The sequence below is a fragment of the Devosia sp. Root105 genome (genome assembly GCF_001424865.1).
In the GTDB taxonomy this organism is placed as follows: Bacteria; Pseudomonadota; Alphaproteobacteria; order Rhizobiales; family Devosiaceae; genus Devosia_A.
Genome location: NZ_LMCR01000015.1, coordinates 187,768 through 212,669, shown reverse-complemented (window position 1 = coordinate 212,669; position 24,902 = coordinate 187,768). Strand labels below are relative to the sequence as shown.

General features: G+C 64.4%; 26 protein-coding genes. 15 read left to right on the top strand and 11 right to left on the bottom strand.

Features of this window, described 5'->3' with window-relative positions; all coding sequences use genetic code 11:
• Nucleotides 1–79: 79 nt before the first annotated feature.
• The 3 genes from ASC68_RS14345 to ASC68_RS14335 form a co-directional block, all read right to left on the bottom strand.
• Nucleotides 80–886, bottom strand: coding sequence for a hypothetical protein (locus ASC68_RS14345; protein ID WP_082528174.1), 807 nt, complete (start codon nt 884–886; stop codon nt 80–82).
• Between the two features lie 4 nt (nt 887–890).
• The gene (gene cfa, locus ASC68_RS14340; protein ID WP_055880450.1) at nt 891–1,985 is read right to left on the bottom strand and encodes a cyclopropane fatty acyl phospholipid synthase; all 1,095 of its coding nucleotides are present in this window, start codon (nt 1,983–1,985) and stop codon (nt 891–893) included.
• 114 nt (nt 1,986–2,099) lie between these two features.
• Nucleotides 2,100–4,076, bottom strand: coding sequence for a bifunctional 2',3'-cyclic-nucleotide 2'-phosphodiesterase/3'-nucleotidase (locus tag ASC68_RS14335; protein ID WP_055880447.1), 1,977 nt, complete (start codon nt 4,074–4,076; stop codon nt 2,100–2,102).
• Between the two features lie 220 nt (nt 4,077–4,296).
• On the opposite strand from ASC68_RS14335, the gene ASC68_RS14330 reads away from it, so the two are divergent.
• The 5 genes from ASC68_RS14330 to ASC68_RS14310 all read left to right on the top strand — a co-directional run bounded on the left by ASC68_RS14330 (nt 4,297) and on the right by ASC68_RS14310 (nt 7,503).
• On the top strand, nt 4,297–5,196 hold the full coding sequence (locus tag ASC68_RS14330; RefSeq protein ID WP_055880444.1) for a neutral zinc metallopeptidase: 900 nt from the start codon (nt 4,297–4,299) through the stop codon (nt 5,194–5,196).
• A gap of 11 nt (nt 5,197–5,207) precedes the next feature.
• Complete coding sequence (locus ASC68_RS14325) at nt 5,208–6,041, top strand: neutral zinc metallopeptidase (protein ID WP_055880441.1); 834 nt, start codon at nt 5,208–5,210, stop codon at nt 6,039–6,041.
• A 1-nt stretch (nt 6,042) separates the two neighbouring features.
• Nucleotides 6,043–6,561: a cupin domain-containing protein gene (locus ASC68_RS14320; RefSeq protein ID WP_055880438.1), complete on the top strand. Its 519-nt coding sequence runs from the start codon at nt 6,043–6,045 to the stop codon at nt 6,559–6,561.
• Nucleotides 6,562–6,747: 186 nt separating this feature from the next.
• Entirely contained in the window at nt 6,748–7,050 is a 303-nt protein-coding gene (locus ASC68_RS14315; protein WP_082528173.1) for a diguanylate cyclase, read from the top strand.
• A gap of 201 nt (nt 7,051–7,251) precedes the next feature.
• A complete protein-coding gene (locus ASC68_RS14310; RefSeq protein ID WP_055880432.1) occupies nt 7,252–7,503 on the top strand; it encodes a hypothetical protein in 252 nt (83 codons plus the stop codon).
• Between the two features lie 67 nt (nt 7,504–7,570).
• Here the strand turns inward: ASC68_RS14310 and carA are convergent, their stop codons facing one another.
• Nucleotides 7,571–8,776, bottom strand: a complete 1,206-nt coding sequence (gene carA / locus ASC68_RS14305) for a glutamine-hydrolyzing carbamoyl-phosphate synthase small subunit (protein ID WP_055880430.1) — start codon at nt 8,774–8,776, stop codon at nt 7,571–7,573.
• Nucleotides 8,777–8,904: 128 nt separating this feature from the next.
• On the opposite strand from carA, the gene ASC68_RS14300 reads away from it, so the two are divergent.
• Together ASC68_RS14300 and ASC68_RS14295 are read left to right on the top strand one after the other, a co-directional pair.
• On the top strand, nt 8,905–9,273 hold the full coding sequence (locus tag ASC68_RS14300) for a VOC family protein (protein WP_055880427.1): 369 nt from the start codon (nt 8,905–8,907) through the stop codon (nt 9,271–9,273).
• 3 nt (nt 9,274–9,276) lie between these two features.
• Nucleotides 9,277–9,729: a GatB/YqeY domain-containing protein gene (locus tag ASC68_RS14295; protein WP_055880424.1), complete on the top strand. Its 453-nt coding sequence runs from the start codon at nt 9,277–9,279 to the stop codon at nt 9,727–9,729.
• A 212-nt stretch (nt 9,730–9,941) separates the two neighbouring features.
• Here the strand turns inward: ASC68_RS14295 and ASC68_RS14290 are convergent, their stop codons facing one another.
• Both ASC68_RS14290 and ASC68_RS14285 read right to left on the bottom strand, forming a co-directional pair.
• The gene (locus tag ASC68_RS14290; protein ID WP_055880420.1) at nt 9,942–11,084 is read right to left on the bottom strand and encodes a GGDEF domain-containing protein; all 1,143 of its coding nucleotides are present in this window, start codon (nt 11,082–11,084) and stop codon (nt 9,942–9,944) included.
• Nucleotides 11,085–11,169: 85 nt separating this feature from the next.
• Entirely contained in the window at nt 11,170–12,348 is a 1,179-nt protein-coding gene (locus tag ASC68_RS14285) for an MFS transporter (protein ID WP_055880419.1), read from the bottom strand.
• 150 nt (nt 12,349–12,498) lie between these two features.
• On the opposite strand from ASC68_RS14285, the gene ASC68_RS14280 reads away from it, so the two are divergent.
• Nucleotides 12,499–13,080: a DUF308 domain-containing protein gene (locus tag ASC68_RS14280; protein ID WP_082528171.1), complete on the top strand. Its 582-nt coding sequence runs from the start codon at nt 12,499–12,501 to the stop codon at nt 13,078–13,080.
• Nucleotides 13,081–13,094: 14 nt separating this feature from the next.
• Nucleotides 13,095–13,664 (top strand): DUF308 domain-containing protein, encoded by a 570-nt coding sequence (locus tag ASC68_RS14275; RefSeq protein ID WP_055880412.1) that lies wholly within the window; start codon nt 13,095–13,097, stop codon nt 13,662–13,664.
• Between the two features lie 45 nt (nt 13,665–13,709).
• On the opposite strand, the gene ASC68_RS14270 is transcribed toward ASC68_RS14275, so the two are convergent.
• Nucleotides 13,710–14,594: a YihY/virulence factor BrkB family protein gene (locus ASC68_RS14270; RefSeq protein WP_055880409.1), complete on the bottom strand. Its 885-nt coding sequence runs from the start codon at nt 14,592–14,594 to the stop codon at nt 13,710–13,712.
• Between the two features lie 169 nt (nt 14,595–14,763).
• Between ASC68_RS14270 and ASC68_RS14265 the strand changes: the two genes are divergently transcribed.
• The 6 genes from ASC68_RS14265 to ASC68_RS14240 all read left to right on the top strand — a co-directional run bounded on the left by ASC68_RS14265 (nt 14,764) and on the right by ASC68_RS14240 (nt 21,426).
• Complete coding sequence (locus ASC68_RS14265; protein WP_055880408.1) at nt 14,764–15,360, top strand: hypothetical protein; 597 nt, start codon at nt 14,764–14,766, stop codon at nt 15,358–15,360.
• 51 nt (nt 15,361–15,411) lie between these two features.
• Nucleotides 15,412–17,370, top strand: coding sequence for a DNA primase (gene dnaG / locus ASC68_RS14260; protein WP_055880405.1), 1,959 nt, complete (start codon nt 15,412–15,414; stop codon nt 17,368–17,370).
• A gap of 173 nt (nt 17,371–17,543) precedes the next feature.
• Nucleotides 17,544–19,622: an RNA polymerase sigma factor RpoD gene (rpoD, locus tag ASC68_RS14255; protein ID WP_082528169.1), complete on the top strand. Its 2,079-nt coding sequence runs from the start codon at nt 17,544–17,546 to the stop codon at nt 19,620–19,622.
• 12 nt (nt 19,623–19,634) lie between these two features.
• Nucleotides 19,635–19,934 (top strand): HlyU family transcriptional regulator, encoded by a 300-nt coding sequence (locus ASC68_RS14250; RefSeq protein ID WP_055880403.1) that lies wholly within the window; start codon nt 19,635–19,637, stop codon nt 19,932–19,934.
• A 123-nt stretch (nt 19,935–20,057) separates the two neighbouring features.
• Nucleotides 20,058–20,279, top strand: coding sequence for a hypothetical protein (locus tag ASC68_RS14245; protein ID WP_055880400.1), 222 nt, complete (start codon nt 20,058–20,060; stop codon nt 20,277–20,279).
• A 169-nt stretch (nt 20,280–20,448) separates the two neighbouring features.
• Nucleotides 20,449–21,426, top strand: a complete 978-nt coding sequence (locus ASC68_RS14240) for a glycosyltransferase family 8 protein (protein WP_055880398.1) — start codon at nt 20,449–20,451, stop codon at nt 21,424–21,426.
• A 15-nt stretch (nt 21,427–21,441) separates the two neighbouring features.
• On the opposite strand, the gene ASC68_RS14235 is transcribed toward ASC68_RS14240, so the two are convergent.
• Genes ASC68_RS14235 through ASC68_RS14220 form a run of 4 tightly spaced genes read right to left on the bottom strand, consistent with a single transcriptional unit; the run spans nt 21,442 to nt 24,875 of the window.
• On the bottom strand, nt 21,442–22,320 hold the full coding sequence (locus tag ASC68_RS14235; protein WP_055880395.1) for a DUF6625 family protein: 879 nt from the start codon (nt 22,318–22,320) through the stop codon (nt 21,442–21,444).
• Entirely contained in the window at nt 22,317–23,171 is an 855-nt protein-coding gene (locus tag ASC68_RS14230; RefSeq protein WP_055880392.1) for a glycosyltransferase family 25 protein, read from the bottom strand. Before ASC68_RS14230 ends, ASC68_RS14235 begins: the two co-directional genes overlap by 4 nt.
• A gap of 55 nt (nt 23,172–23,226) precedes the next feature.
• A complete protein-coding gene (locus tag ASC68_RS14225; RefSeq protein ID WP_055880390.1) occupies nt 23,227–24,027 on the bottom strand; it encodes a glycosyltransferase family 25 protein in 801 nt (266 codons plus the stop codon).
• A 47-nt stretch (nt 24,028–24,074) separates the two neighbouring features.
• Nucleotides 24,075–24,875 carry a glycosyltransferase family 25 protein gene (locus ASC68_RS14220; protein WP_055880388.1) on the bottom strand — a complete coding sequence of 267 codons (801 nt, stop codon included), beginning with the start codon at nt 24,873–24,875 and terminating at the stop codon, nt 24,075–24,077.
• Between the last annotated feature and the right edge of the window lie 27 nt (nt 24,876–24,902).

The window sequence follows — 24,902 nt, the reverse complement described above, 5'->3', positions numbered from 1 at the left end:
GGGCCGGTAAACAAAGAGTAGTTCTCGCTTGGTCGCGTGATCGAACCGGAAAAGTCTGCAACTTTTCCTGATCACGCTCCTATTGCAGGCCCACGGCGTCGACGATGCCACCGATGCAGCCGCCATCGGTGGGGCGGGCGGCGCGGATCAGCTTGCCAAGATTGGGGCTCTCGCCCGGCGCGCCCCAGAGGCCGATGGTGATCTCGCTGACGATGCGGCGCTTGCCGTCGTCGTCGCAGGCGATGCGGACGCGCTTGCCGGCATCGCGGCCGAAAGCATCGTCGAAGGCTTCGCGGATCTGGTCGCGGGTCAGGGTCTTGCCGATATTGTCGGCGAAGAGGTCGCGCACCTTCGAGGCGTTGAGCGCAGCGAGCAACTGCGTGGCGACGCTGTAATAGCTCCCCTCATCGCCGCCGAAGCAGGTGCCGTGCTTGATCCACTCGTGCCGCTCGAGTTGCGAGCGCGTGCCGGGCATCGCTTCGTCGAGGGTTTTCTGCAGCGCGGTTGGAAGCTCGACCGGGGGCAGGGCCGACCAGCGGCCGTCGCGATCGAGCTGTTCGAGCTGGCTCGATACCTCGCAATACTCCCCGGTCGGCCAGAGCCCGTGCAGCGAGAAATGGTTGGCATCGAACCGGGTACGGCTCTGCTGGCGACATTCCGGCTTGCCGGCAGCGCCTTCGCAGAAGGCGGGCTGCCAGCTCGCAGCCAGAATCAGGAACTGCTCGGAAGCCCTGGAAGGTGTTGTGGGTTCCGGCCTTGGCGCGGGCTCGGCCGGGGCCGGGGGCGTGGCGACCACCGGCGGGGGATCCGCCGGCTTCAACCAGAGGTACACCGCCCCGCCGATGAGGAAAGCCAGCAGCAGGGCGGTAATGAACCTCGGGTTCATCCGCTCAACGCTGCGTCACGTAGCCGTCGGGCACGCCCCTTGTAGCGAGCACGAACTGCCAGACCTGCAGCACCTTGGCGCGGAAGCCGCCGGCGCAGCAGAGCAGGTAGTACTTCCACAGCCGGTAGAACCGCTCCTCCTCGGGGTTACGATCTTTCTTCCAGTTGCGCTCGAAGTTCTCGTACCAGGCGACCAGCGTCTTGTCGTAATGCGGGCCGATATTGTGCACGTCGATGACGCTGAACAGCCCGTCGATGGCCTTGCCGATCTGCGCGATCGAAGGGATGACGCCGCCGGGGAAGATGTACTTTTCCAGCCAGGCTTCGATGGTCTCGGTCGACCACTGGCTGCCGATGGTGTGCATCATGAACAGCCCGTCGTCTTTGATGACGCTGCGCGCCTTCTCGAAATAGGTGCGGTAGTTCTTGTGCCCGACATGCTCGAACATGCCCATCGAGACGGCATGGTCGGTCTTGCCCTCGAACTGGCGGTAATCCTGCACCCGGAACTCGACCGGCAAGTGCTTGTAGCGCTCGCGGCCATAGGCGGCCTGGTCGGGTGAGACGGTGACGCCGACGCAATTGGCGCCGTATTTCTCTGCCGCAAAGCCCATGAAGGCGCCCCAGCCGCAGCCGATATCCCACACGGTCTGCCCAGGCTGCACGCCGATCTTGCGACAGACCATGTCGAGCTTGGCTTCCTGTGCGTCATCGAGATTGGTGACGCCCTCCGGCCAATAGCCGCAGGAGCCGGTCATGCGCTTATCGAGCGAGGCCTTGTAGGCCTCGGTCTCGTTGTAGTGCATGGCAGCGACGCGCTGTGAGCGCGTGATGTTCTGCATGTTCATGAAGCGCGCCTGGACGATCTGCCAGACGAGGTTGGTGGTGACGCGCACGCCATCGGGAACGCGCGAGCGCAGAACCCGGTTGAAGAACTCCGCCATGTCGGCGACGTCCCAGATACCGTCCATATAGGCTTCGCCGAGGCCAAGGGTTCCCTGGCCGTATAGTCGTTTCCAGAACTCTTCGGAGTGGATCTGAGGGTCCCACGGGTTAGGACCGTTCAGCGTGATATCTGCCTCCTTGAGGAGGACTTCCATTTGTGGGGTGGCTCCCATCGAATCCCTGCTCGCTTAATAGACAAACGCGGGAGAGCCAATGCCCCTAAGGCAGGCAAGTCAAGGGCGGCAGGGGTGCCTGCCGCCCTCAATGGATCAGAGGGTGATGCGGTATTCGCCGAAGCCGTTTTCGCTGGTCTTGCCAGTGGCCTCGATCTTCACCGCGGTGACGTCGGCGAGATGCTCGGCGGCCTTGGGGCCGGTCTCGAACAGCACGGTGCCGCCAATCGGGGCGAGCGACCAGTTGCTGTCGGCCTTGGGCTCGATGGTCTTCTGCTCGATGATGTAGCGCACGATGATATCGCGGTTGGTATCGGGGCCCTTGAAGACGATCTTGTCGGGGCCGATGCCCGGGAAGGTGCCGCCGCCACCGGCGCGATAGTTGTTGGTGGCGACGACGAACTTCTGGGCCGGATCGATCGGCTTGCCGTCGAACATCAGGTCGATGATGCGGCTCTCGGTGTTGCCGATATCCTCACCCTTGGGGCCGTATTTCGATGGCTTGGTGACATCGATCTTGTAGCTGACGCCGTCGATGACATCGAAGTTGTAGGCCGGGAAATCGAGGTTGATCAGCGGCTGGTCGGCGCCGCCTGATGCCACCTGGTTGAAGATGCCGGCCGAGCGATCGAGCCAGTTCTGCACGTCCTGGCCGGTGATCACCACGGCCTGGATGGTGTTGGGATAGAGGTAGAGATCGGCGACGTTCTTGATCGCCACCGGCCCCACCGGCACATCGGTGTAATAGTCCGGACCGCCACGGCCACCGGCCTTGAACGGCGCGGCGGCAGAAAGGATCGGCAGGGCCTCGTACTCGGTGCCCTTCAGCATCTGCGTGAGGTACCACTTCTGGGCGATGTTGACGATCTGGACGCTCGGATCGTCGGCGACCAGCGCGAAGTAGGAGTGGAGCGGCGCGGCCGTCTCGCCGACCGGGCGGCGAATATAGGCGAGGGTCTCGTCGTGATCGTCCTGCGCGGCGGCGAGGATACCGGCGACGCTTTCGACCAGCGGCTTCACCTTGCCCTCGACGCGCTCGAAGATCGGGCGGGCTTCGGCGGTGTGGGAGACAACGCTCCACTTGCCGTCATCGGCCTTTTCGAGCAGCAGGTCGATCAGGCCCATATGCGAACCCCAGAAGCCGGCCATGACGGCGGGCTTGCCGGCGAGGGTGCCGGCAGTGAGGTCGGCGCCTTCGAGGCCCTCGAAATCCTTGGAGTTGGGGAACACCAAATGCTGGTGGCCGGTGACGATGACGTCGAGGCCTTCGACGGCCGCCAGTTGCAGCGCGGCGTTCTCGGCCTTGGGCTGGCCGGTGTCGGCAGCGATGCCGGTATGGGCCAGCGCGATGACGAGGTCGGCCCCTTCCTCACGCATTTTGGGAATATAGGCCTTGGCCGTCTCGACGATATCGCGGGTATCGACCTTGCCGGCGAGATGGGTGTTGTCCCAGGTCATGATCTGCGGCGGCAGGAAGCCGATGAAGCCCAGCTTGATGGTCTGCTTGGCGCCGGCGCCGTCAACCAGTTCCTTCTCGATAATCTTGTAGGGCGCGACATAGGTGGTGTCGGCCAGGGGATCGGCGCCGAGTTCGCCCTTGGCGAGGTTGGCCGAAACGATCGGGAAGTTGGCGGCGGCGATGGCGGCGTCGAGGAACTCGAGGCCGTAATTGAACTCGTGGTTGCCGAGCGTGCCGACCTCGTAGCCGAGGGTGTTCATGGCGGCGATGATCGGGTGCGGCTCGTTGGTCAGGCCCTTTTCATAGGCGATGTAATCGCCCATCGGGTTGCCCTGGATGACGTCGCCATTGTCGATGAGGACCGAGTTGCCGGCTTCGGCGCGGATGGCGTCGATGATCGCCGCGGTGCGGGCGAGGCCGAGCGTGTCGTTGGGCGCATCGGCGTAATAATCATAAGGGAAAACCGCGACATGCAGGTCAGTGGTTTCCATCAGGCGGAGGTGGGCCTGGCCGGCGGCAGCCTGCACCGCGAAGGGGTGCAGCACCACGGCGGCGCCAAGCGTCGCCGAGCCGGCGAGGAAGGCGCGGCGGGAAATTGAGTAATTGTAGTTCATTGACGTCTCCCACAACATTTGAAGAAAGCGCGACCAGACGGAACGTCGGCTCTCCTGGCCGGTTATCCCGCATGGCGATCTGGGCTCAGATGCCGCCGCGACGTGACGTTGCAATGACGACGGCAATTGTGACAGTGGCCTTTCTGGACCGTTTGGTCAAATTTGCTGTCGCAAGACGAATGGCAGTATTGTTACTGGGCTGGTCCCATGGAGATTCCGGATGAAGTGGCAAGGGCGTGAGCGCAGTTCGAACATCGAGGACCGGCGCGGCCAGGGTGGCGGCAACATGGGCGGCATGGGCGGCGGCCGTATTCCGATCCCGATGGGACGCGCCGGCGGCGGCGGCCTTGGGCTGGTCGGCATCATTATCGTCCTGGGCATCATCTGGTTCGCCACAGGGCAAAACCCGATCGACATTCTCACGGGGGGTGGTGGCGGTACGACGACGTCGCAGAGCCAGCAATGGGCGCCGCCTCCGAGCAATGCCGGCGAGGACGAACTCGCCAACTTCGTCGGCGTGGTGGTCAAGGACACCGAGACCCTTTGGGGTGAGGTGTTCCAGCAGAACAACCTGACCTACCAGCCGCCCAAGGTGGTGCTGTTCTCGGGCGCCACGCAATCGGCCTGCGGCACGGCGCAATCGGCTTCGGGGCCGTTTTATTGCCCGAACGACAAGAAGGTCTATATCGATCTCAGCTTCTACGATCAGCTGCGCCGCCAGTTCGGCGCGCCGGGCGATTTCGCCCAGGCCTATGTGATTGCGCACGAGATCGGCCATGCCGTGCAGGATCAGACCGGGGTGCTGCCGGAGTTCAATCGGGCCCGCGCCTCGATGAGCCAGGGGGAACAGAACGCTTACTCCGTGCGGGTCGAGCTGCAGGCCGACTGCTATGCCGGGGTGTGGGCGAACTACGTCAACCGCGAGAACCTGCTGGAACAGGGCGATACCGAGGAGGCGATCACCGCCGCCAATGCCATCGGCGACGACACGTTGACCCGCGGGCAGGTAGCCGAGCGCAATTTCACGCACGGCACCTCGGCGCAGCGCATGGCGTGGCTGAAGAAAGGCATGCAGACTGGCGACGTGACCCAGTGCGATACGTTCAAGGGTTCGATCTAGGAACAGCAAAGATGGGGCTGATCCCCGCGGGTGCACTGCCGCATGTGAAGCGGTTCGGCTGGTCCGGCGTCCTGGCGCTGGGCGTGGTGATCGTCATGCTGGCGGGGATCAATCCGATCACGCTGATCAGCGGCAAGGTTTCGCCGCCACCACCGCCGACCTCGATCACCGGCGTGCCGGCGAGCTCGGCCAGCCTCGAGCAGATCGCCGCCTATCCGCCGATCGTCGGCAGCGAGGCGGAGCTGATGTGGCGGCGCTTCTTCTGGCAGACGGCGATCCGTTTTCCGCGGGTGACGATGAGCGTGGTCGAGAGCTCGAGCGCCTTCGGCTGCGGCATGGCGGGCAAGGACCTGACGGTGTTCTACTGTCCCGACAATCGGCTGGTGTATGTGGACACCAGCGCCTACGAGCGGTTGCGCGCTAAATTCCCGCTCGGCGCCGACTACGCCATGGCCTACCTGGTGGCCGAGGCCTATGGGCATCACGTGCAATGGGCGCTCGGGGTGTTTACCGACCTGGTGGCGCTGCAATCGCTGAAGGGGGCCGACCGGATCGCTGCGCTGGAGCGGCAGATCGACCAGCAGGCAGCGTGCTATGCAGCAATGTGGACGATCACCGCCGGGATCGACGAGCTGAACAAGAACGCGGCGGTGATGGCGGCGGTGGGCGCGGTAGAGGCCAATCGCGGCAATGCCATCATCAACCTGCCCCTTGGCCGGGTGGTGCCCGAGGTGCTGCAGACCGCGACCCCCGAGGCGAGGGCCTTCTGGTACGACAAGGGCTACGCCATCCCGGCGCCGGGCAGCTGCAAGCTCGAAAAGATCGCCACTGAAGGGCTGGTGTGAGATGAGCGGCCGACTCGACGGATTGCGGGTCGAACGATTCTTCGACGACGGCACCTATCCCAACAGCGTGCTGCCCTTGCTGTTGTACGAGGAGGCGTTGCCGCGTGCCCAAGCCGATGCCGAGGCGATGGAGGCGCTGTTTGCCGCCAATGGCTGGCCGCCGGCTTGGCGCGCTTCGGTGTTCACCTACCACCACTACCATTCGACGGCGCACGAGACGCTGGGCGTGGTGCGCGGTTCGGCGCGGCTGCTGCTCGGCGGGCCGGAGGGCCGCGAGTTCGACGTCGAGCCGGGCGATGTGATCGTCATCCCCTCGGGCGTGGCGCATCGACGGCTCGATTCGAGTGGCGATTTCCTGGTCGTCGGCTGTTACCCGCCAGGGCAGAGCTGGGACCTGCTGCGCGGCGAGGCGGGCGATCGTCCCACTGCCGACCACAATATCGAGCGGGTGCCGCTTCCACGCACCGATCCGGTGGGTGGTGCAGACGGGCCGCTGGCGAAGCATTGGCGAGTGGGTTAATCGGGCTCGGAATAGGGTGCGCTTCGACACGCCCGGGGCCTATTCGATGTCGCTCGATCTCACCACGCTCTATCTGGTCTCCGCCATGGTGACCGGCATGTCGGGGCTGCTGTTTCTGCTCGACATGCGCGGACGGCCCGATCCTCGCCGCAGCGGTGAGCCGGTGCCTCGAGCGCGCGACCTGTTCTGCCGCTATGGCGGGAGGAGTTCGCGGCGTTGCTGCCGGGAGCGAGCCCTGATGTTGCCGGCGTGGTGGCCGAGCGGGTGCTGCGGGCGGTACGCGGCGTCACGGTGTGGACGCCGGCCGGTCCGCTGCGGCCGACCACCAGCATCGGCATCTCGGCAGCCAACGTCGAATCGATCGATCTGGGAGCGCTGATGCGGGTCGCCGACATTGCGCTTTATCGCGCCAAGCGGGGTGGGCGAGACCGCGCCGAGGGTGCCGGCGACGCGCCGGTAGCGTTGCCGAAAACCCTGCTAAACGCGTGAATCTTCAATCGGTTCCGCGTTCCCGTTGGGTTCCCATCGGCCCTCAAAATGACCAGCAAATGATCGCCACGACGCCGTGATCCAGCCGGTTTGCGAGCACAATCAGGCTTAGTCTCTGTCCTCGCCGACAGCATTAAGGTTGTCGGCCGGACCCGGGCCACCGGGTGCCGATTTGAACCTCACATGGAAGGACAAAACTCCATGAAGAAGCTCCTGATCACCATCGCAGCCATTGGCCTTTCCTCGGCGGCTTTCGCCCAGGCGGCGGCAGTCACCTTCACGTCGGTCGATGCCGACACCAGTGGCGGTGTGAGCCTTGCCGAGGCACAGGTTGCCTGGCCTGATCTGACCCAGGAGGCGTTCGACGCCGCCGATACGAGCAAGGACGGTTCGCTCGACCAGGCCGAGTTCGATGCCTATGTAGCGACGCTTCCGGCTCCGGCCGCGCAGTAATTCGGCCAGCCATGGCTGAGAGGGGTCGCCCGGCCACCGGCGGCCCCTTTTTCTTTGGGCTCGGCGATTACTCGCCGGGCTTCACCTGTTCCGGCTGCAGCGCCATGCCCTTCTGCGAGCGCACCAGGTTCAGGAACCGGGTGAACAGGTAGTGGCTGTCATGCGGGCCGGGGCTGGCTTCAGGGTGGTACTGCACCGAGAAGATCGGCTTGCCCTCGACTTCAAGGCCGGCATTGGAGCCGTCGAACAGCGAGACATGGGTCTGCTTTACATTGCCGGGGAGGCTCTCGGTGTCCACGGCAAAGCCATGGTTCATCGACGTGATCTCCACCTTGCCGGTGGTCAGGTCCTTGACCGGATGGTTCGCGCCGTGGTGGCCCTGATGCATCTTCTGCGTCTTGCCGCCCACCGCGAGGCCGAGCAGCTGGTGGCCTAGGCAGATGCCGAACATCGGCTTGCCGGTTTCCATCAGCGTCTTGATCGTCGGCACGGCATACTTGCCGGTCGCGGCCGGATCGCCCGGGCCGTTGGAGAGAAAGATGGCGTCGGGGTTATGCGACATCACATCCTTGGCGGTGGCAGTGGCCGGAACGACGGTCACCCGCGCACCCTGGTCGGCGAGCTGGCGGAGGATGTTGCGCTTGGCGCCATAGTCGATGGCGACGACGTGGAACTCGGGGTTCTCCACCCGGCCATAACCCTCGGTCCGGGTCCAGGAGGTCTGGTCCCAGTGGTAGGTCTGAGCGGTGGTGACTTCGCGGGCGAGATCGAGCCCTTCGAGGCCGGGGAAGTTCTTCAACTCAGCCTGCATCGAAGGCTCGTGGAAGTAGCCATCGGGGGCGTGGGCGATGACGCCGTTCGGCATGCCGTTCTCACGGATGCGGGCGGTGAGTGCCCGGGTGTCGACGCCGGCGATGCCGATGATGTTGCGCTTCTTCAGCCAGGCGTCGAGCTTCTCGACCGCCCGGTAGTTCGACGGGTTGGTGATGTCGGCGCGCAGCACGCAGCCGCGGATGCCCGACAGCGCGGCCATGTTGACCGTCTCGATATCCTCGTCGTTGGTGCCGACATTGCCGATATGCGGGAAGGTGAAGGTGATGATCTGCCCGGCATAGGAGGGATCGGTGAGGATCTCCTGGTAGCCGGTCATCGCGGTATTGAAGCAGACCTCGCCGGCCGCGTGGCCGATGGCGCCGATGCCGTGCCCTTCGAGGCGGGTGCCGTCCTCGAGCAGCAGGAGGGCGGTCGCAGGTTTTTGCTGCCAGCCGGTCATGGCGGGGCTCCAAGGGTTCGGGTCGATGTCGGTTGAGGGCTCTCCTTAGAAGGGGCCCGGCCCAAGCGCAAGTGGCGCACGGGTATTATTGCGCTATATGGGGTGCGGCATAGAGGGGACAAGTCGCGGTGAGTGCGATCGAGCGTGAGATCGGTGGGGTATTCGTTCCGGTGAGCGACATCGAGCGGGCGAGGGACTGGTATCGGGGCCTGTTCGGGCTCGAGCCGGGTGGCGAGATCTTCTTCGGGCACATCCATGTGCTGCCGATGGTCGAAGGCAGCGGCCTGGTGCTCGACAGCAAGGGATTCGCCGGACCGCATGACAAGAAGCCGGCGTTTCACTTCAATACTTCCGACGTGCACGCGGCGCGCCAACAGGCAGTCGCCGCCGGCGCAATGGAGGTGGGACCGGTGACCGATGGGGTGTTCTTCACCTTCAAGGACCCGGATGGAAATCTGTTGATGGTGGCCGACGTGCCGCCTGCACCAAGGAGCTAGTGAATGCGTGAAGCGATCAGCGAAGGCTACAAGACGGCGCTGAAGGCCGGTGACAAGCGGCGCACCGCGACGCTGCGCGCCATCAATGCGGCGATCAAGGACAAGGACATTGACGCGCGCGGGCAGGGCAAGGAGCCGCTGGGCGACCAGGACGTGTTGGCACTGCTGCAGAAGATGGTGAAGCAGCGCGAGGAATCGCTCGGCATTTACGAGAAGGCCGGCCGTGAGGACCTGGCGGTGGTCGAGCGCGAGGAGATCGCCATCCTCAACGAGTTCCTGCCCAAGGGGCTGAGCGAGGCGGAGGTCGAGGCGGCGATCATCGACGCGATCAACAAGACCGGCGCCGCCGGCGCCAAGGACATGGGCAAGGTGGTCGCCTCGCTCAAGGCCGACTTCCCGGGCCGGATCGATTTCGGCAAGGCCTCCGTCAAGATCAGGACAGCGCTCGGCGCCTGAGGTTGTTTGGCGTGCCGGATGCGGTGCGGCGTCGTCGAGCTGACGCACTACGATCACCCCAACTACGATGTCATCCCAGCGAAAGCTGGGACCCAACTCGCAGCTGGCGCAGGTGGATAGATGGGTCCCAGCTTTCGCTGGGATGACAGCCGGTGGGTAGGTCCAGCGTCGAGCCCAACCAGCTTCGTCGATGCAGCCCAATCGTGAACGATCTACGCCGCCAGCCGCAGCTCCGGGCCGTGAACGCGGTTGCGGCCGGCGTCCTTGGCCCGATAGAGCAGCTCGTCGGCGGCGCGGAGCAGTGCGTCGAAGGTCTCCGGGCGCGGCGAAGCGATAGCGATGCCGGCGCTGACCGTGGGTGGGCCGAAATCGCCCGGCAAGGGCTCGGTGCTGGCGAATTCCAGCCGGATGCCGTCGGCAAGAGTGTGGACGGCGGCGGCGCTGGTGGCGTGGACGAGCAGGCAGAATTCCTCGCCGCCGAGGCGTGCCGCCACGTCCTTTGGGCCGAGGGCGCGCGACAGGATCGCGGCAAAGCGCACCAGTACTTCGTCGCCGATGGCATGGCCGAAGCGATCGTTGATGGTCTTGAAATCATCCAGATCGAGCATGATCACCGCGGTGGCCGGCGCCACCGGGGCGTTGCCGGCAAAGGTGAACAGCGCGCGGCGGTTAAGCAGGCCGGTCAGCGCATCGGTCATCGCCAGGTGGCGATGTGCTTCGGTGATGCGAAACTGGTGCAGCGCCATGGTCACGGCGCCGGCGGCAGCGAGCGAGGCGAGCAGCGCGATCGAGTTCAGGTCTTCGGCCCAGTTGTGGGGCCGCTCGGTGAGCACCCATTGTCCGCCGGCAAACAGCACGACGGCGCAGAGGGCGAAGGTCACGGCGGTCGAGCCGTAGAGCGCAGATTTGGCGAGCATGGCGAGCGGCGTGTTGGTGCGCGCCAGCCAGTGTTCGCGGCCGGCAGCGAGGAAGAAGCCGGCGGCGGCGACGTTCATCACGATGGTGCCGATGCCGCTGAAGCCAACGACGAACAGCGCGCTCATGACCCCACAGGCCAGCACCCAGGCCACCATGGCCGAGCGCCAGGGCGTCCGGCCGGAGGAGAACTGCGTGCAGCCGATATAGATGAAGGCGAAGCCGGCGAGCAGCAGCGAGAAAGCGATGCACTGCATGGCCGGATCGTAGGTTTCGAACCAGCCGTAGAGCATCGAGCCGGGCGCCACGAAGCCGAGGCCGAGGCCCCAGCTCAAGAGATAATAGTCCGGCCGCGAGCCCAGCCAGGTGATGACCAGCGTCAGCATCAGGGCGGTGGCGGAAAAGCCGATGGCGATGAGCAGGGACGTCTGGTCGAGCACTGGCGGAGTTTGGGTCGGACGCGGGGAGTAGCTGCGGGGAAATGCGCCCGCCGATGGTAAAAAAATACCTAGGTAGGCGCTCCGGCTAGGCCTCGCTGGTCGCGGCAGCGGAACCGCGGCGCTCCAGCCACCATGAGAGACTGGCGGTTCCCGCGGCGCAGAGGCTGGTGACGACGCCGACCGCCGGGATATCGGCATAGCTGACGCCGGCGCTGAGCAGCATGGCGCCGATGAAGGCGCCGCCGGCGATACCGATATTGAAGGCAGTCGAGATCAGCGACGAGGCGAGGTTGGGGGCCGAGTGGGCCGCCGCGATGACGCGGGCCTGCAGCGGGGTGGAGAAGGCGAAGCCGAGGATCGAGGTGCCGAGCAGGTTGACCGTCATCCACACCTTGTCGTGCATGGCGAACAGCATGGTGAAGTAGAGCAGCGCCTGCAGCAGCAGCACGGTCAAGAGCGTCGGCATCGGTTTCCAGTCGGTGCCGCGGCCGCCCAGGTAAATGCCCAGCATCGAGCCGATACCGCCGACCAGCAGGTAGATCGGGATGATGTCGGGGTGGAGCCGGGTAACGTTGAGCATGATCGGCACCTGGAAGGTGCCGAAGGCGAGGGCGCCGATCATCACGAAGGTGATGGTCAGGTACGAGAGCCAGACCTCCTGGTGGCGCAGTTCGCGTACCTGCTCGCCGAAGGTGGCGTGACGGTCACCCTCCTGGCGCTTGTCGCGCGGCAGCTTCAGGAACAGCACGACGGCGGCGATGGCGCCAAGCGCCGCGACGGCGAGGAAGGGAACGCGCCAGCCGAAATGCAGCCCAATGGCGCTGCCGCCGGGGAGCCCGAGGAGGTTGGCGACGGTGATGCCGGAGATGAACAGCGAGAAGGCGGCGCCGCGCCGCTCCGGTGGCACGAGGCCGACGACCACCACGTTGCCGGCGCCGAAGAACACGCCATGGGCAGCGGCGGAGAGCAGCCGCGCCGCCAGCAGGAGACCGTAATCGGGGGCGATGGCGCACAGCACCTGGGCAATCGAGAAGACAATCATCAGGCCGATCAGCACGCTGCGCTGCGAGAAGCGCGAAGTGAAGACGGTCAGCACCGGCCCGCCGACAGCGACGCCGATGGCATAGGCGCTGACCAGCAGGCCGGCGACCGGAATGCTCACCGCCAGGTCCTCGGCGAGCGGCGGCAGGATGCCGGAAATGACGAACTCGGCCGAGCCGACTGCGAACGCGGCCAGCGCCAGAGCGTAAATGGCGATCGGCATGACTATCCTCAAAATATCCGGGGCGGTCAGACCACGCCATGCCGCAGGAAGCAAGCCGGATAAGCAGCGGTGCCTAAACCCCAGACAAGGCTTGGCGGGACGGCAAAAACAGCTAACCTCCTTGAGGCAAACAACATTGGAGGCGGACCGATGGCTGTATCAAGTGACACGAAAAAGCGCTGGGCGTGGATCACTGGGCTCAGAGGCCTGCTGATGCTGCTGGCGGGACTCTATGCGGTGTTCTTTCCGGCCCAGGCGTTGGCGATACTGGTGATCGCCGGCGGTGCATTGTTGCTGGTCGATGGGGTGCTGGGGCTGTGGAGCCTCACCTTTGGTGGCGCCAAGACCGGCAATTTCTGGTTCGACGTGATCCGCAACGTGCTGGCCATCATCACCGGCGTGCTGATCTTGTTGTCGCCGTTCTTTGCGACGTTGCTGACGGCGACTTTGCTGGTCTATCTCGTGGCATTCCAGTCGATCTTCGTCGGGGTCATGGAGATTTGGGTAATCATCCGGGAGCGCGAACAATATGCGCGCATCTGGCCGGTGCTATTGTCGGGAACGCTTTACGTGCTGTTCGGCATCGCGCTGCTGTTCTGGCCGGTGTTCAGCGCCCTGGTGTTCGTGACGCTCGCCGGCATCCTTGCCGTCATCTTCGCGATCGGCCTGTTCGGGCTGGCGTGGCGGATGTTCAAATCGGCTGGTGACGCTGCGGGTACCAAGTCCGTGTGACCGAGGAGGAGAGAATGGCTACCGATAGCGCTTTACCCTGGCCGAGCATTTTCGCGGGCGTCCGCGGCGTGCTGATGCTGGCGGGCGGCATTTTCGCACTGATCTCGCCGCAACTGGCGCTGGCGACCCTGGTGTGGGTCGGCGGCGTGATCGTCATCATCGATGGCGCGCTGGGCTTGTGGGGCCTGCTGTTCGGCGGCCGCACCAGCTCGCGGCTCGGCGTTGCGATCACCCGGCATATCCTCGCGATCCTTGCCGGCATCCTGATCGTGGCGTTCCCGGCGATGGCGGCGGCGATCGGCATCTCGACGCTGGTGATCGTGGTCGGGATCATGATGATCCTGATCGGGGCGTTCGCGCTCTATGTCACCATCGCCGGGCGGGCGCTGCTACGGCAGGGGACGTTCTGGCCTGAGGTGCTCAGCGCCTCTGCTTACCTGCTGTTCGGCGTGCTGCTGCTGGTGATGCCGCTCAGCAGTGCCCTGGTGCTGGTGAGCATCGTCGGCGTGCTGATGATCCTCTATGGGCTGTTCCAGCTCTACATCGCCTGGCAGTTGAGGAGCATCGAGGTGAAGGTCGCCTGACCTGGCAGCGCGGGCGCTGCCCGGATCAATGCAGGTGCTGATGGATCAGCGCGGGGGAGTCGGGCTGACCGCCTCCCTCCCATCCGTGGCGCGTTCGATCTCGGTGTTGAAGGCGGCTCCCAGCACCAGGATCTGGGCGGAGTTGTACAGCCACAGCAGCAGCACCACCGCGGCGGACACCGAGCCGAAGGTCGCTTCGTAGTTGCCCCAGTTCTCGACATAGATCGAGAAGATCGCCCCGGCGAGCAGCCAGAGCAGCGAGGCGAGGATGGCGCCCGGCCAGATGTGGCGGAACTTGCGCGGGTGGCGATCGGGGCCCCAGCGATAGAGCGCGGCAAGTACGAGAACGCTGAGCAGCAGCAATACCGGCCAGCGCAGCGCCAGCGCCACGACCTCTTCGCCGGACGGCCATGGGATCAGGGCGGGCAGGCCAGCCACCGCCAGCAAGGCGAGGACCACGAAGACGGCGCCGCCGATGCTGAGGCCGATCGCGTAAGCCAGCGACTTGAAGAAGCCGCGCCGGGGCGCCTCGTTGCGGATGCGCGACATCGCGTAGAGCAGGGAATCGACCCCACGCGAGCCGCTCCATAAGGCGAAGGGTACGGTGATCAGCAGCCCGAGGCCGAGCGTCACTGGCGGCTGGCTGGCGAGCATGGTCAGTTGCTCGGCAATGATGCCCTGAGCCATCTGCGGGACGACATCGCCGACGGTTTCGATAGTGTCGGCGACCATCTGGCGGTTGGCGACGATGCCATAGATCAGCGCGACGGTGGCAATGGCGGGAAAGAAGGAGAGGAAGCCGAAGAAGGCCACGGCTGCGCAGCGCGGCGCGTTGTCACGTTCGAAGAAGAACGAATGGAGCGTCGCCAGCACGATGGCGCGCCAGCGTCCGAACCAGTTGCTCCCAGCGGTTGCGTGGCTTGTTGTCATCGGTGCCTTCCGCATCAAACGACGCCCGGCCGCTGAGGGTTGCCCAGGGATGGCATCCAGGCGGGATGGCGGCGCGTGACCTGGTAACCGATCTCGGTTGAAGTTTAGCTATCCGATAAATCTAACCTGAATTTTGCTCGTGCAGTGTTTTTTACAGGCAGGGGCTCACATGCAAATACGTACAAAGACTTTTGGCGCGAGCCGGCTGGTTGCGGCCGGCCTTTTTATCTTCTTCGGAGCGATAGCAGCATCGATCTTTGCACCCGGAGTGGCAGACTATTTGGCGACCGGGAAAATTGTCGGGCCATTGCGGGTGGTTAACTCATTGGAGCCAGGGCATCGGTTGCTGCTGGCTCATGTGCTGGTCGGGATCTCGGCGCTTCTCGCCGTCTCCCACCTGCGACGGTTGATCGACAACACGGTGGTGGTGCTGGATCACGAAGGGATCGAGGTGCGGCATGCACTCTGGGTGAACCGGGCCATGTGGCGAGATTTCGACACCGTCTCCACGAGCCGATTCCTTGGCGCCAAGGACGTCAGCATTCTGTTTCTGCCCGGACGAGACGCCAGCGGCCGCAAATTGTCGCGCAAGGTACGACTGCCGAACCCGATCCTGGGGGTCGATGCCAAGGCCGTACTGATGGAGGCGCTCGTGCTTGTTGCTGTGGATCAAGCTATGGCGCCATCGCCGAACACCTCGATGAGGGGGCCCGGAGCGCCGCCGATGGTTGGCCCGAGGCGGGCGGTATTCGGCAAGCGGCAGTGAACAGCTAGAGATGGGCGATGACACGGCGGGCGCGCGTGCTTACTTAGGGGCATGCGCTTTTCCGACGGCTTCCTCGATGAGATCCGGCAGCGCCTGCCGATCTCGCAGGTGGTGGGCGAGCACGTCATCTGGGACAAGCGCAAGAGTCAGCCGCAGCGCGGCGATATGTGGGCCTGCTGCCCGTTCCATGGCGAGAAAAGCCCGAGCTTTCATGCCGATGACCGGCGCGGCATCTACCATTGCTTCGGCTGTGGGGTATCGGGCGATCACTTCCGCTTCCTGACCGAAAAGGCCGGGATGAGCTTTCCTGAGGCGGTGGAAAAACTCGCCGGGATGGCCGGGGTGCCGATGCCGGCGCGCGACGAGCGCGACGAGGCGCGGCAGGAAAGCCGGCGCTCGCTCTACGACGTGATGGAAGTCGCCACCCAGTATTTCGAGGCGGCGCTCAGCCACAATATCGGAGCACGGGCCCGTGGCTATCTGAACGAGCGCGGGGTGAGCGCGGCGGCGCAGACGAAGTTCCGGCTCGGTTATTCCCCTGATAGCGCCAATGGATTGAAGGAGCACCTCGCGGCGAACGGCGTCTCGGCGCAGGAGATGGTGGATGCGGGGCTGGTGGTGGTGCGCGAGGAGTCCCCGCTGCCCTACGACCGGTTCCGCAACCGGGTGATGTTTCCGATCATGGATCTGCGCGGCAAGGTCATCGCCTTCGGCGGGCGGGCCATGTCGGCAGATGTGCCGGCCAAGTACCTCAACTCGCCCGAGACCGAGCTCTTCAAGAAGCGCATGACGCTCTATAACGGGCAGACCGCCCGCGAGGCGGCGCGCTCCGGCAAATCGGTGATCGTGGTCGAGGGCTATCTCGATGTGATCGCGGCGGTGACGGCAGGGTTCGACGGCACGGTGGCGCCGCTCGGCACGGCGCTGACCGAAGAGCACCTGCAGATGCTGTGGCGGATGAGCGACGAGCCGGTGCTGTGCTTCGACGGCGATGGCGCTGGGCAGCGGGCGGCGGCCCGCGCCACCGATATCGTCCTGCCGCACCTGCAGCCGGGGCGGACGGTGCGGATCGCGACGCTCCCCGAGGGGCAGGACCCCGACGACCTGATCAAGGCGCAGGGGCGCGACGCTTTCGCCGATGTGATCGACCGGGCCCGCTCCCTGTCCGATGTGATCTGGAGCATCGAGACCGGTGGCATCGTGCCGGAGACGCCGGAGGCGCGGGCGGCGCTCGAGTCGCGCCTGCGCGCCCGGGCCAACGCCATCGGCGAAGCCTCGGTGAAGCGGCATTACCTGCAGGCCTTCGACGAAAAACTTTCGGCGTTCTTTGCGCCAGTGCGCAACCAGCGCTGGGAGCGGCGCGATGGCGGCGGGCAGCGTGGCGGCTTTGACCGGCGCAATCCGCGCGGCGGTAATGCCGCTCCGGTCGGCAGTCGGGGTAGTCCGCGAGTCGTGGTGTCGGACACTCTGCGCAACTCTCGATTGCTGAAGCCGGGCAGGGGAGTGGACGCCACGCCGCGCGAGGCGGCGATCCTCGTCTGCCTGGTGAACCACCCGGCGCTGGCCGACAGCCGGCTCGAATCACTTGCGTCGCTGGAGCTCAGTTCACCGACCTCAAGGAACCTCTTGGGCACCATGCTCGACCTCGTGACCAGGGATCACGATATTAGCGCCGAGGCGCTGAATGCCGCACTTGGGGCGCGTGGCTTCGGTGAAGCGATCGAGAAAATGCGGGATTTGCTGGCCCGCCAAGGGGTTTGGCAGACCGGGGCAGAAATCGCCGATCCGGACGCTGAGATCGGATTACGTCATGCCCTGGCCTTGCATTACAAATCCGTTGAGCTAAATAAGGCCCTGAAGGCAGCCGAATTGGCGCTGGGCGACGACCCGAGCGAGGAAACATTCGAACGGCTGCGGGACATCCAGAACCAGATCACCACCGTCGATGGCACAGAGGCATTGATCGAAGGGTTTGGTTCGTTATCGGGGCGCGCGACACGAAGCTTTTAGTTAAGGCTGCGGGTACGCGCGATTTCGCTTATGGGCGAATCAGCACCGGTGACGAACAAGTGACGGCATATCGGAAACCGTCGCGCCAGCCCGTCCCTTTACGATGTCTCAAGCCGTGACCACTTAACGACTATCGGCGCCCTCCCGATCGGGCACCCGGAGCAGCAAGCTAGATGGCCACCAAGGCAGCGACCCAGACCAAGACCAAAGACGCAGAGAAGCCGGAAGTTGCCGGCGCAGCCGGTGGGGCAGAAGCCCCTGATAGCCCGCTGCTCGACCTATCCGATGCCGCAGTAAAGAAGCTGATCAAGACCGCCAAGAAGCGCGGTTACGTCACCTATGAAGAACTGAATGCCGTTCTGCCCTCGGAGGAGGTCAACTCCGAGCAGATCGAGGACATCATGGCGATGTTCTCCGATATGGGCATCAACGTCGTCGACGAAGATGAGGTCGAAGAGGCCGAGCCCGATACCCCGGAAGAGGAATCGACCGAGCTCGCCGAACGGACCGGCACTGCCGTCGCCTCCAAGTCCAACACCCGCGAAGGCAGCGACCGCACCGATGATCCGGTGCGCATGTATCTGCGCGAGATGGGCTCGGTGGAACTGCTCAGCCGCGAAGGCGAAATCGCCATCGCCAAGCGCATCGAGGCCGGCCGCGAGACGATGATCGAGGGCCTGTGCGAGAGCCCGCTGACCTTCCAGGCCATCATTATCTGGCGCGACCAGCTGGCCAACGCCGAAATTCTGCTGCGCGACATTATCGACCTTGAAGCGACCTATGCCGGCCCCGACGCCAAGCAGGCGGCCCCGGTGATGCCGTCCGAGATCGAGCGTCCCTCCGCGGTCAAGGAAGAGATCAAGCCGGCTGCCAAGGCGAAGCCAGCACCGCGCTCGGGCGATGACGAGGACGACTACGTTCCCGACGAGCCGCAGGCGCCGCAGGATCCGGTCGAGGAAGAAGACGACGACTTCGAGAACTCGCTGTCGCTTTCAGCGATGGAAGCCGAGCTGAAGCCGCAGGTGGTCGAGACCTTCGACCGCATCGCCGAAGCCTATGGCAAGATGCGCAAGATGCAGGACCGGCATGCCGAGGACCGCATGGCGGGCAACGCCCCGGCGACCGCCGCCGATTTGAAGAAGCTCGAGGGCCTGCGCTCCGAAGTGATCACCGACGTGAAGTCGCTGTCGCTGAACCAGAGCCGTATCGAAAGCCTGGTCGAGCAGCTCTACGACATCAACAAGCGCCTGGTGCGCCTCGAGGGGCGCCTGTTGCGCCTCGCCGAGAGCTATGGCGTCAAGCGCGAGAACTTCCTCGAGGCCTATTATGGCAGCGAGCTCGAGCAGAACTGGATCGAAGGCGTCGCAACCCTCTCGGGCAGGGGCTGGGCGGAATTCGCCAAGCGCGAAGCGGACACGGCGAACGAGCTGCGCGGCGACATCCAGACGCTGGCGACGGAAACCGGCCTCGATATCGCCGAGTACCGCCGGATCGTGCACAAGGTGCAGAAGGGCGAGCGCGAAGCGGCGATCGCCAAGAAGGAAATGGTGGAAGCCAACCTTCGCCTGGTGATCTCGATCGCCAAGAAATACACCAACCGCGGCCTGCAGTTCCTCGATCTCATCCAGGAAGGCAATATCGGCCTGATGAAGGCGGTCGATAAGTTCGAGTACCGCCGCGGCTACAAGTTCTCGACCTATGCCACGTGGTGGATCCGCCAGGCGATCACCCGTTCGATCGCCGACCAGGCCCGCACCATCCGTATTCCGGTGCACATGATTGAGACGATCAACAAGATCGTCCGTACCTCGCGCCAGATGCTGCACGAGATCGGTCGCGAGCCGACCCCGGAAGAGCTGAGCGAAAAGCTGCAGATGCCGCTCGACAAGGTCCGTAAGGTCCTGAAGATCGCCAAGGAGCCGATCAGCCTCGAAACGCCGATCGGCGACGAAGAGGATTCGAACCTCGGCGATTTCATCCCGGATGTGAACGCGATCCAGCCGATCGACGCGGCGATCCAGAGCAACCTGCGCGAAACCACGACGCGCGTGCTGGCGTCGCTGACGCCGCGCGAGGAACGCGTGCTGCGCATGCGCTTCGGCATCGGCATGAACACCGACCATACGCTCGAGGAAGTCGGCCAGCAGTTCAGCGTGACGCGCGAGCGCATCCGCCAGATCGAGGCCAAGGCGCTGCGCAAGCTGAAGCATCCGAGCCGCAGCCGGAAGCTCCGCAGCTTCCTCGACAACTAAGAGGGCGAACCCATGTCGTTCTGGAAGAACCTCTTCGGTGGCGGTGGCAGCGGATCAGCGGGCAAGTCGATCGAGCCGGCGGTGGTGGCGGAGGAGGCCTATAAGGGCTTTACCGTGAAGTCGCTGATCATGCCGGTGGGGAGCGAGTACCAGCTCGCCGGGTTGATCGAAAAAGAGATCGACGGCGAGCTCAAGAGCTACAAGTTCGTGCGCGCCGACCGGTTCTCGTCCAAGGAGGACGTGGTCAGCTTCGCACTCGCCAAGGGCCGGCAGATCATCGACGAACAGGGCGACGGGATCTACCGCCCGTAACGGCTGCCTTACCAGACAACAATGGCGCCCTGGGGATGCGGTCGCACCTCCGGGGCGCTCATACGTTACCCCCACGAGATTGCTGCGAGCGCTGAATTGCGCCGCCAACAGGAGTTCCCAGAGATGGCAAAAAAGCCAACCGCCCGCACCGAGTTCGTGCTGTTCGACATCGTCTACGAGGATGGCAGCCAGCGCTCCAACCGCAAGGTCGATGCGAGTCTGCTCGGCGGCCTCGATGGCGATGAGGCGGCCCGCACCGCCATCATGGAGCAGGACCAGGCCATTGCCGAGAGATCCGGATTGCCGCCGCTGCAGATCAAGAGCATCAGGCGCAGCGGCAAGTAGGCACCGGCGCGTTGCGGGCGGCGGCTGGTCTGACGATGGACAAATTCTCCTGCGCCGCCTAAGTCGGTCGCAAACAGCAAGGGGAGCCAAGGGTGTCGATCTGGAAGTACCGCTTCATCGGCCGTGATGCCGCCAAGGCAAATCAATCGATTGGCGAAAGTTTCTGCTGATGGATGAAGTTCATATCGCGTTCGCCGTCGACCGCGGCTACTTCAATCAAGTTGCTGTCACCATTGCATCGATAGTCGCAAATGCGGCAGCACCTGACGCGTTGCGCTTCTACGTCTTGCACGCCGACGACGAAAGCTGGGTGGCAGAACAGATGGCGCGGTGGACGGTTCCACATGTTCAAGCCGTCCGTGTTGATAATCCTTTTGATCCAAACCGAAACGTCGTGAGCTACATTAGCGTGGCAGCCATGCTGCGCATCTTGCTTCCGTTGGCTTTGCCGCATCTCTCTCGAGTGATCTACCTTGATGCAGACATCGTGGTGCTGCACGACGTCGCCGAACTCTGGCGCGCGGATATTGGGGAGGCGCCAATGGGGGCTGTCGTCGATTTGGGAGTACACCTTAATGCGATGCGCGGCGACCTTCACAACAACCCGTTGCCTCGGGAGGGAGTGGTAGCGCTCGGCCTTGACCCCTCCAAGCCGCAGTATGTGAACTCTGGTTTGCTCGTGATGAATCTCGACAAGCTGCGCCAGACCGACTTCGTCGGGAAAGCGCGGGAGATGGATGCAGCCAGGGGGCGTACTCTACCATATGTCGATCAAGACATTATCAACGCCTTGATGAAGGGCCAGATGGCCCTCCTTGACCCTCGTTGGAATGTCCTTGCTGGGGTCTACACTGGCAATTGGTTGAGGCGCCACCACTACGCTACCGAGCCGTTTCGGCCTGCCTTTGCGCTGCAGAAGGCCGAACAATGGGCGATTCACTATACTGGTCTGGAGAAGCCCTGGAACAGTGCAGAAGCGTGGCGTGGCGGCGAGGAGTGGTGGCGCTACGCTGCCAACAGCGGCGTGCAGTGGCAGCGTCCGGCTGCTCCCGCCCGGACCTTTGCGACAACTGCGACAGAAGCTTGGCTAGACTTCAGAGAGAAGCTGTCGGTCCTGCGTTTTCGCATTCAGAAGCGAGCTGGGTAGCCTGAGATACCGACGTCAATCAACTGCGTCTGCCGTCAGCGGTTCAAAGCCGCGCGGTGAGACCTGGAACCCGTCTCGTGCACCCAATCGCCAGTCTATCAATGGCAATGGCCGGTTGAGCGCCGGCCAAGGAGCGCGGCCCAGGGAAGGGTTCCGGTATCTGTCCGACCTCCAGTTCATGAAATGGAGGTATAGCCTCTCTTGCCCGTCGTTCCGGTCCGAACGGAGTATCCCGTCTCTCCACGTCCACACCTGCGGGTGGTGCTCGGGCGGCTCCACAGTGGAGTCGACATTTGGGTGTAGATTCTCAAACCGCGCTTTGAGCCGTCTCAGCCGTTGGCCGATCCACGAGCGCGACATGTAGACGCGAGAGAACGCCCCCTCGTCAAACCCGATGTGATAGAAGCTGCTTGCGGCCTCTCGCCAGTGACGGCCACGTTGGTAGGCGAACCGGTTTTCGGGGGAGTTGCGAAAGACCGCAAGGTGTCCGGACAAGTGCCCCGCGAGCCCTGATATTGCGTCGTAGCGATCAAGAAGATCATCCGTATAGAAATGTCGAATGCGCCCGAAGATCACGTCCAGATCGGCGTATCCAAAGCTTCGATAGTTCGAAATCTCGCTCGCGAAAGCGTGCCCCAGCATGGGCTTAAGGTCGTTGAGCTTGTACGCATTCGGCGCGTTAATTGGCACGCCGATCGCTCGGCTGATGGTATCGCAGAACTCCGTCAAGCTGATCGGGATGAAGTGGACGTTGTCTGGGCGGTTCTCCGGCAGATCCTGATCGGTGTGAATTAGCCAGTCGACCTCGGAATTTCGGCGGCAACTCTCAAGGTAGAGATTGATCCATACCGGCCACGGTCCAAACCACGGCGTAAACAGGACTAAACGCTTCATCGGTAGTGCTCTTGTGCCCGCGCCGATGCTCGTAGGTCATGCGGGCTCGCTGCCCCGGCGAACGGAATAACCACCCGCGGTCCGCGCAAGGCGGGGAGATCGCGGACCGCTAATCGTGCGAGGCGGCCAACGTGGTCGAGGTGCAAGCCGAGCACGGCCGTCAGGTCGCGCGCGGGCCGACCAGCCGAGGGGGCCCGCGTCACCGCGATGTTGCTCTCGCCGACACGGTCGGCGGCGTCGAGCTTGTCGGTCTGGATGCAGGGGCTCGGAATGGCCTGCAGCACGCGGCTGCGCAGCAGGTGATAGCCGCCACGCCCGAACAGGAAGCGGTCGATCCCCATCTGATTGCGTAACGGACTGGCCAGCGAGTGCCGGGCAGCCTCGCGGGTGAGGATGTAAGCAGCGCCGCCCATCTGCGAAGAGCAGAGCTCGCGCAGCTCGGTCGTGCCGACACGCTGCGACGCGCTGCCCAGCTTTACCGGACTGTGGAACGTCTCGAGCTTCAGCAGGTCAGCTCGGAGCCGAGCCGGCAGCTCCGGATCGAGGAAATCGCGCACCGGTGCGGCGAGTTGCACATCGTCCTCGAGAACCAGGGCGGCCGGCGCGTCGCTCTCGAGCAGGCGCTCCCAGCTGCGCTGGTGGCTGAGGCCACAGGCGAGGTCGCCCTCGGCCAGCCGCCACAGGCTGTGGGTCGTTGCGTGCCACTCGACCAGGTTACGTGGCACTTCATCCATGCGCACCGCCTCGATGCGCTCGGCAGCAATGCCGAGCTCAGCGAACTGTCGCTCCATGAATGCCCGGCGATCCGGGCGGGAGCTGAGGTTGATGTAGTAGACGGGGATGGTCAGCATCGCGTCTCGGCATGCACGAAGCGGGCAGGGGTTGTCCAGTGTGCCGCCGCCACGCCTAGAGCAGTCTCTGCAGGTCGTCGGCCAGCGGCAGCCGGTATTGCCGGGCGCCCCAAAGCTCGCCGCTGGCGGCGAAGGTGGCGATGAGCCTCAGGTGGTGGGCCCAGTGGCGCGATGCTCGACGCCAGCGTGGCTCGCGACGGCTCGTCTCAGGTGACGCGAACAGGGCGCGGTGCTCGTCGAGGTCGCTGCGACCGGGACCACGGCGGCCGTCGCTCGTCTGGTCGAGCTGGATGGCGAGCGCCGGCACCGATTGAAAGATGCTTGCTTGATAGAACAGGCTGCCGGGGCGCCCGAACAACAGCATGTCGGGCGACAGCATGTCCGCCCGAGGATGCACCACCAACCGTTTGGCGAAGGCCTTCGTCATCACATAGGCAGCCGCACCCATGCTGGATGACATCAGGCGTCCGCGACCGATCCCGACGGCCGTGCTGGGCACCAGGCGGCCGACCATTGCCGAGGTCTGCCGCGTTTCCATCTGAATGGCATCGACGCCGGCCAGCAGGTTCGGATCGTCGAGCACCGCGGGAAGCTGTTCCGACAGCAACACGTCATCCTCGAGGATCAGCGCTGCCGCGATGTCCTGCTCGATCATCAATTGCCAGATCTTCTGGTGGCTGCGGCTGCAGGCAAGCTCGCCCGGGTTGAGCGGTGAGCCGGGGATACCAGCGCAGTCGGCGGCCGTGACCGCCTCGATCCGGGTTCCAGCCAGTCCCAGGGCGTCGAGCTGCCGCTCCACGTGATCGCGGCGATCCGGGCGTGACGCGAGATTGATGTAAAAGATCGGCAGCGGCATTGCGGTGGCATGACGAACGGCGGAGCCGTTCCCCAGCGTCCCCCTGTCTACATCAGCTTGCGCAGGTTTTCGGCAATCGGGAACTGGAGCTTGCGCGCCCCCCACAGTTCGCCGCTGGACCCAAAGGTCACGAGCACCCGCGTGTAGTGCCGCAACTGAATCTTGAGCCTGCGCCAGCGGACCGCGAGGCTCTTGCGTCGCAGAGCGCCGGTCAGCCGATTATCGTCAAGATCGCTCTTGCCGGCGCCACGCCGGCCGTCGACCGTCTGGTCAAGCTGGATGGCCAGTGCCGGGAGAGTCTGGAAGATGCGTGCGTCATAGCAAAGCTCGCCGGCCCAGCCGAACAGCAGGTGATCGAGCGCCAGCCGATCGACGTCGGGGCGGGCCAGCAGGCGGCGCGCCAGCTTGGCGGTCATGATGTAGGCGGCCGAACCAAGGCTGGACGACATCAGGCGGTTCCGGCTGACACCGGGCACGGCGGTCGCGACGGCAGGACCGAGCAGAGCCTTCGTGTTGCCGCGGGACTCGAACTGAATGGCTTCGACCCCGCCAGCCAGGAGGGTCCGGTCGGCCAGCAGCGCCGGGACCTCGTCGGCCAACAGCACGTCATCCTCGAGGATCAGTGCCGCCGCGATATCCTGCTCAACCATCAGGCGCCAGATCTTCTGATGGCTGCGGCTACAGCCAAGCTCACCTGAACTCAGCGGCGAGCCTGGCGGCTGCTGGAAGTCGGACGGTGTCACCGCGTCGACGCGAGTGCCGGTCAGGCCCAGTGCTGCAAGCTGCCGCTCGACATGATTCCGTCTATCCGGGCGGGCGGCCATATTGATGTAGAAAATCGGCAGCAACCGTTGGCCCCACTGTTGAATTCGGAG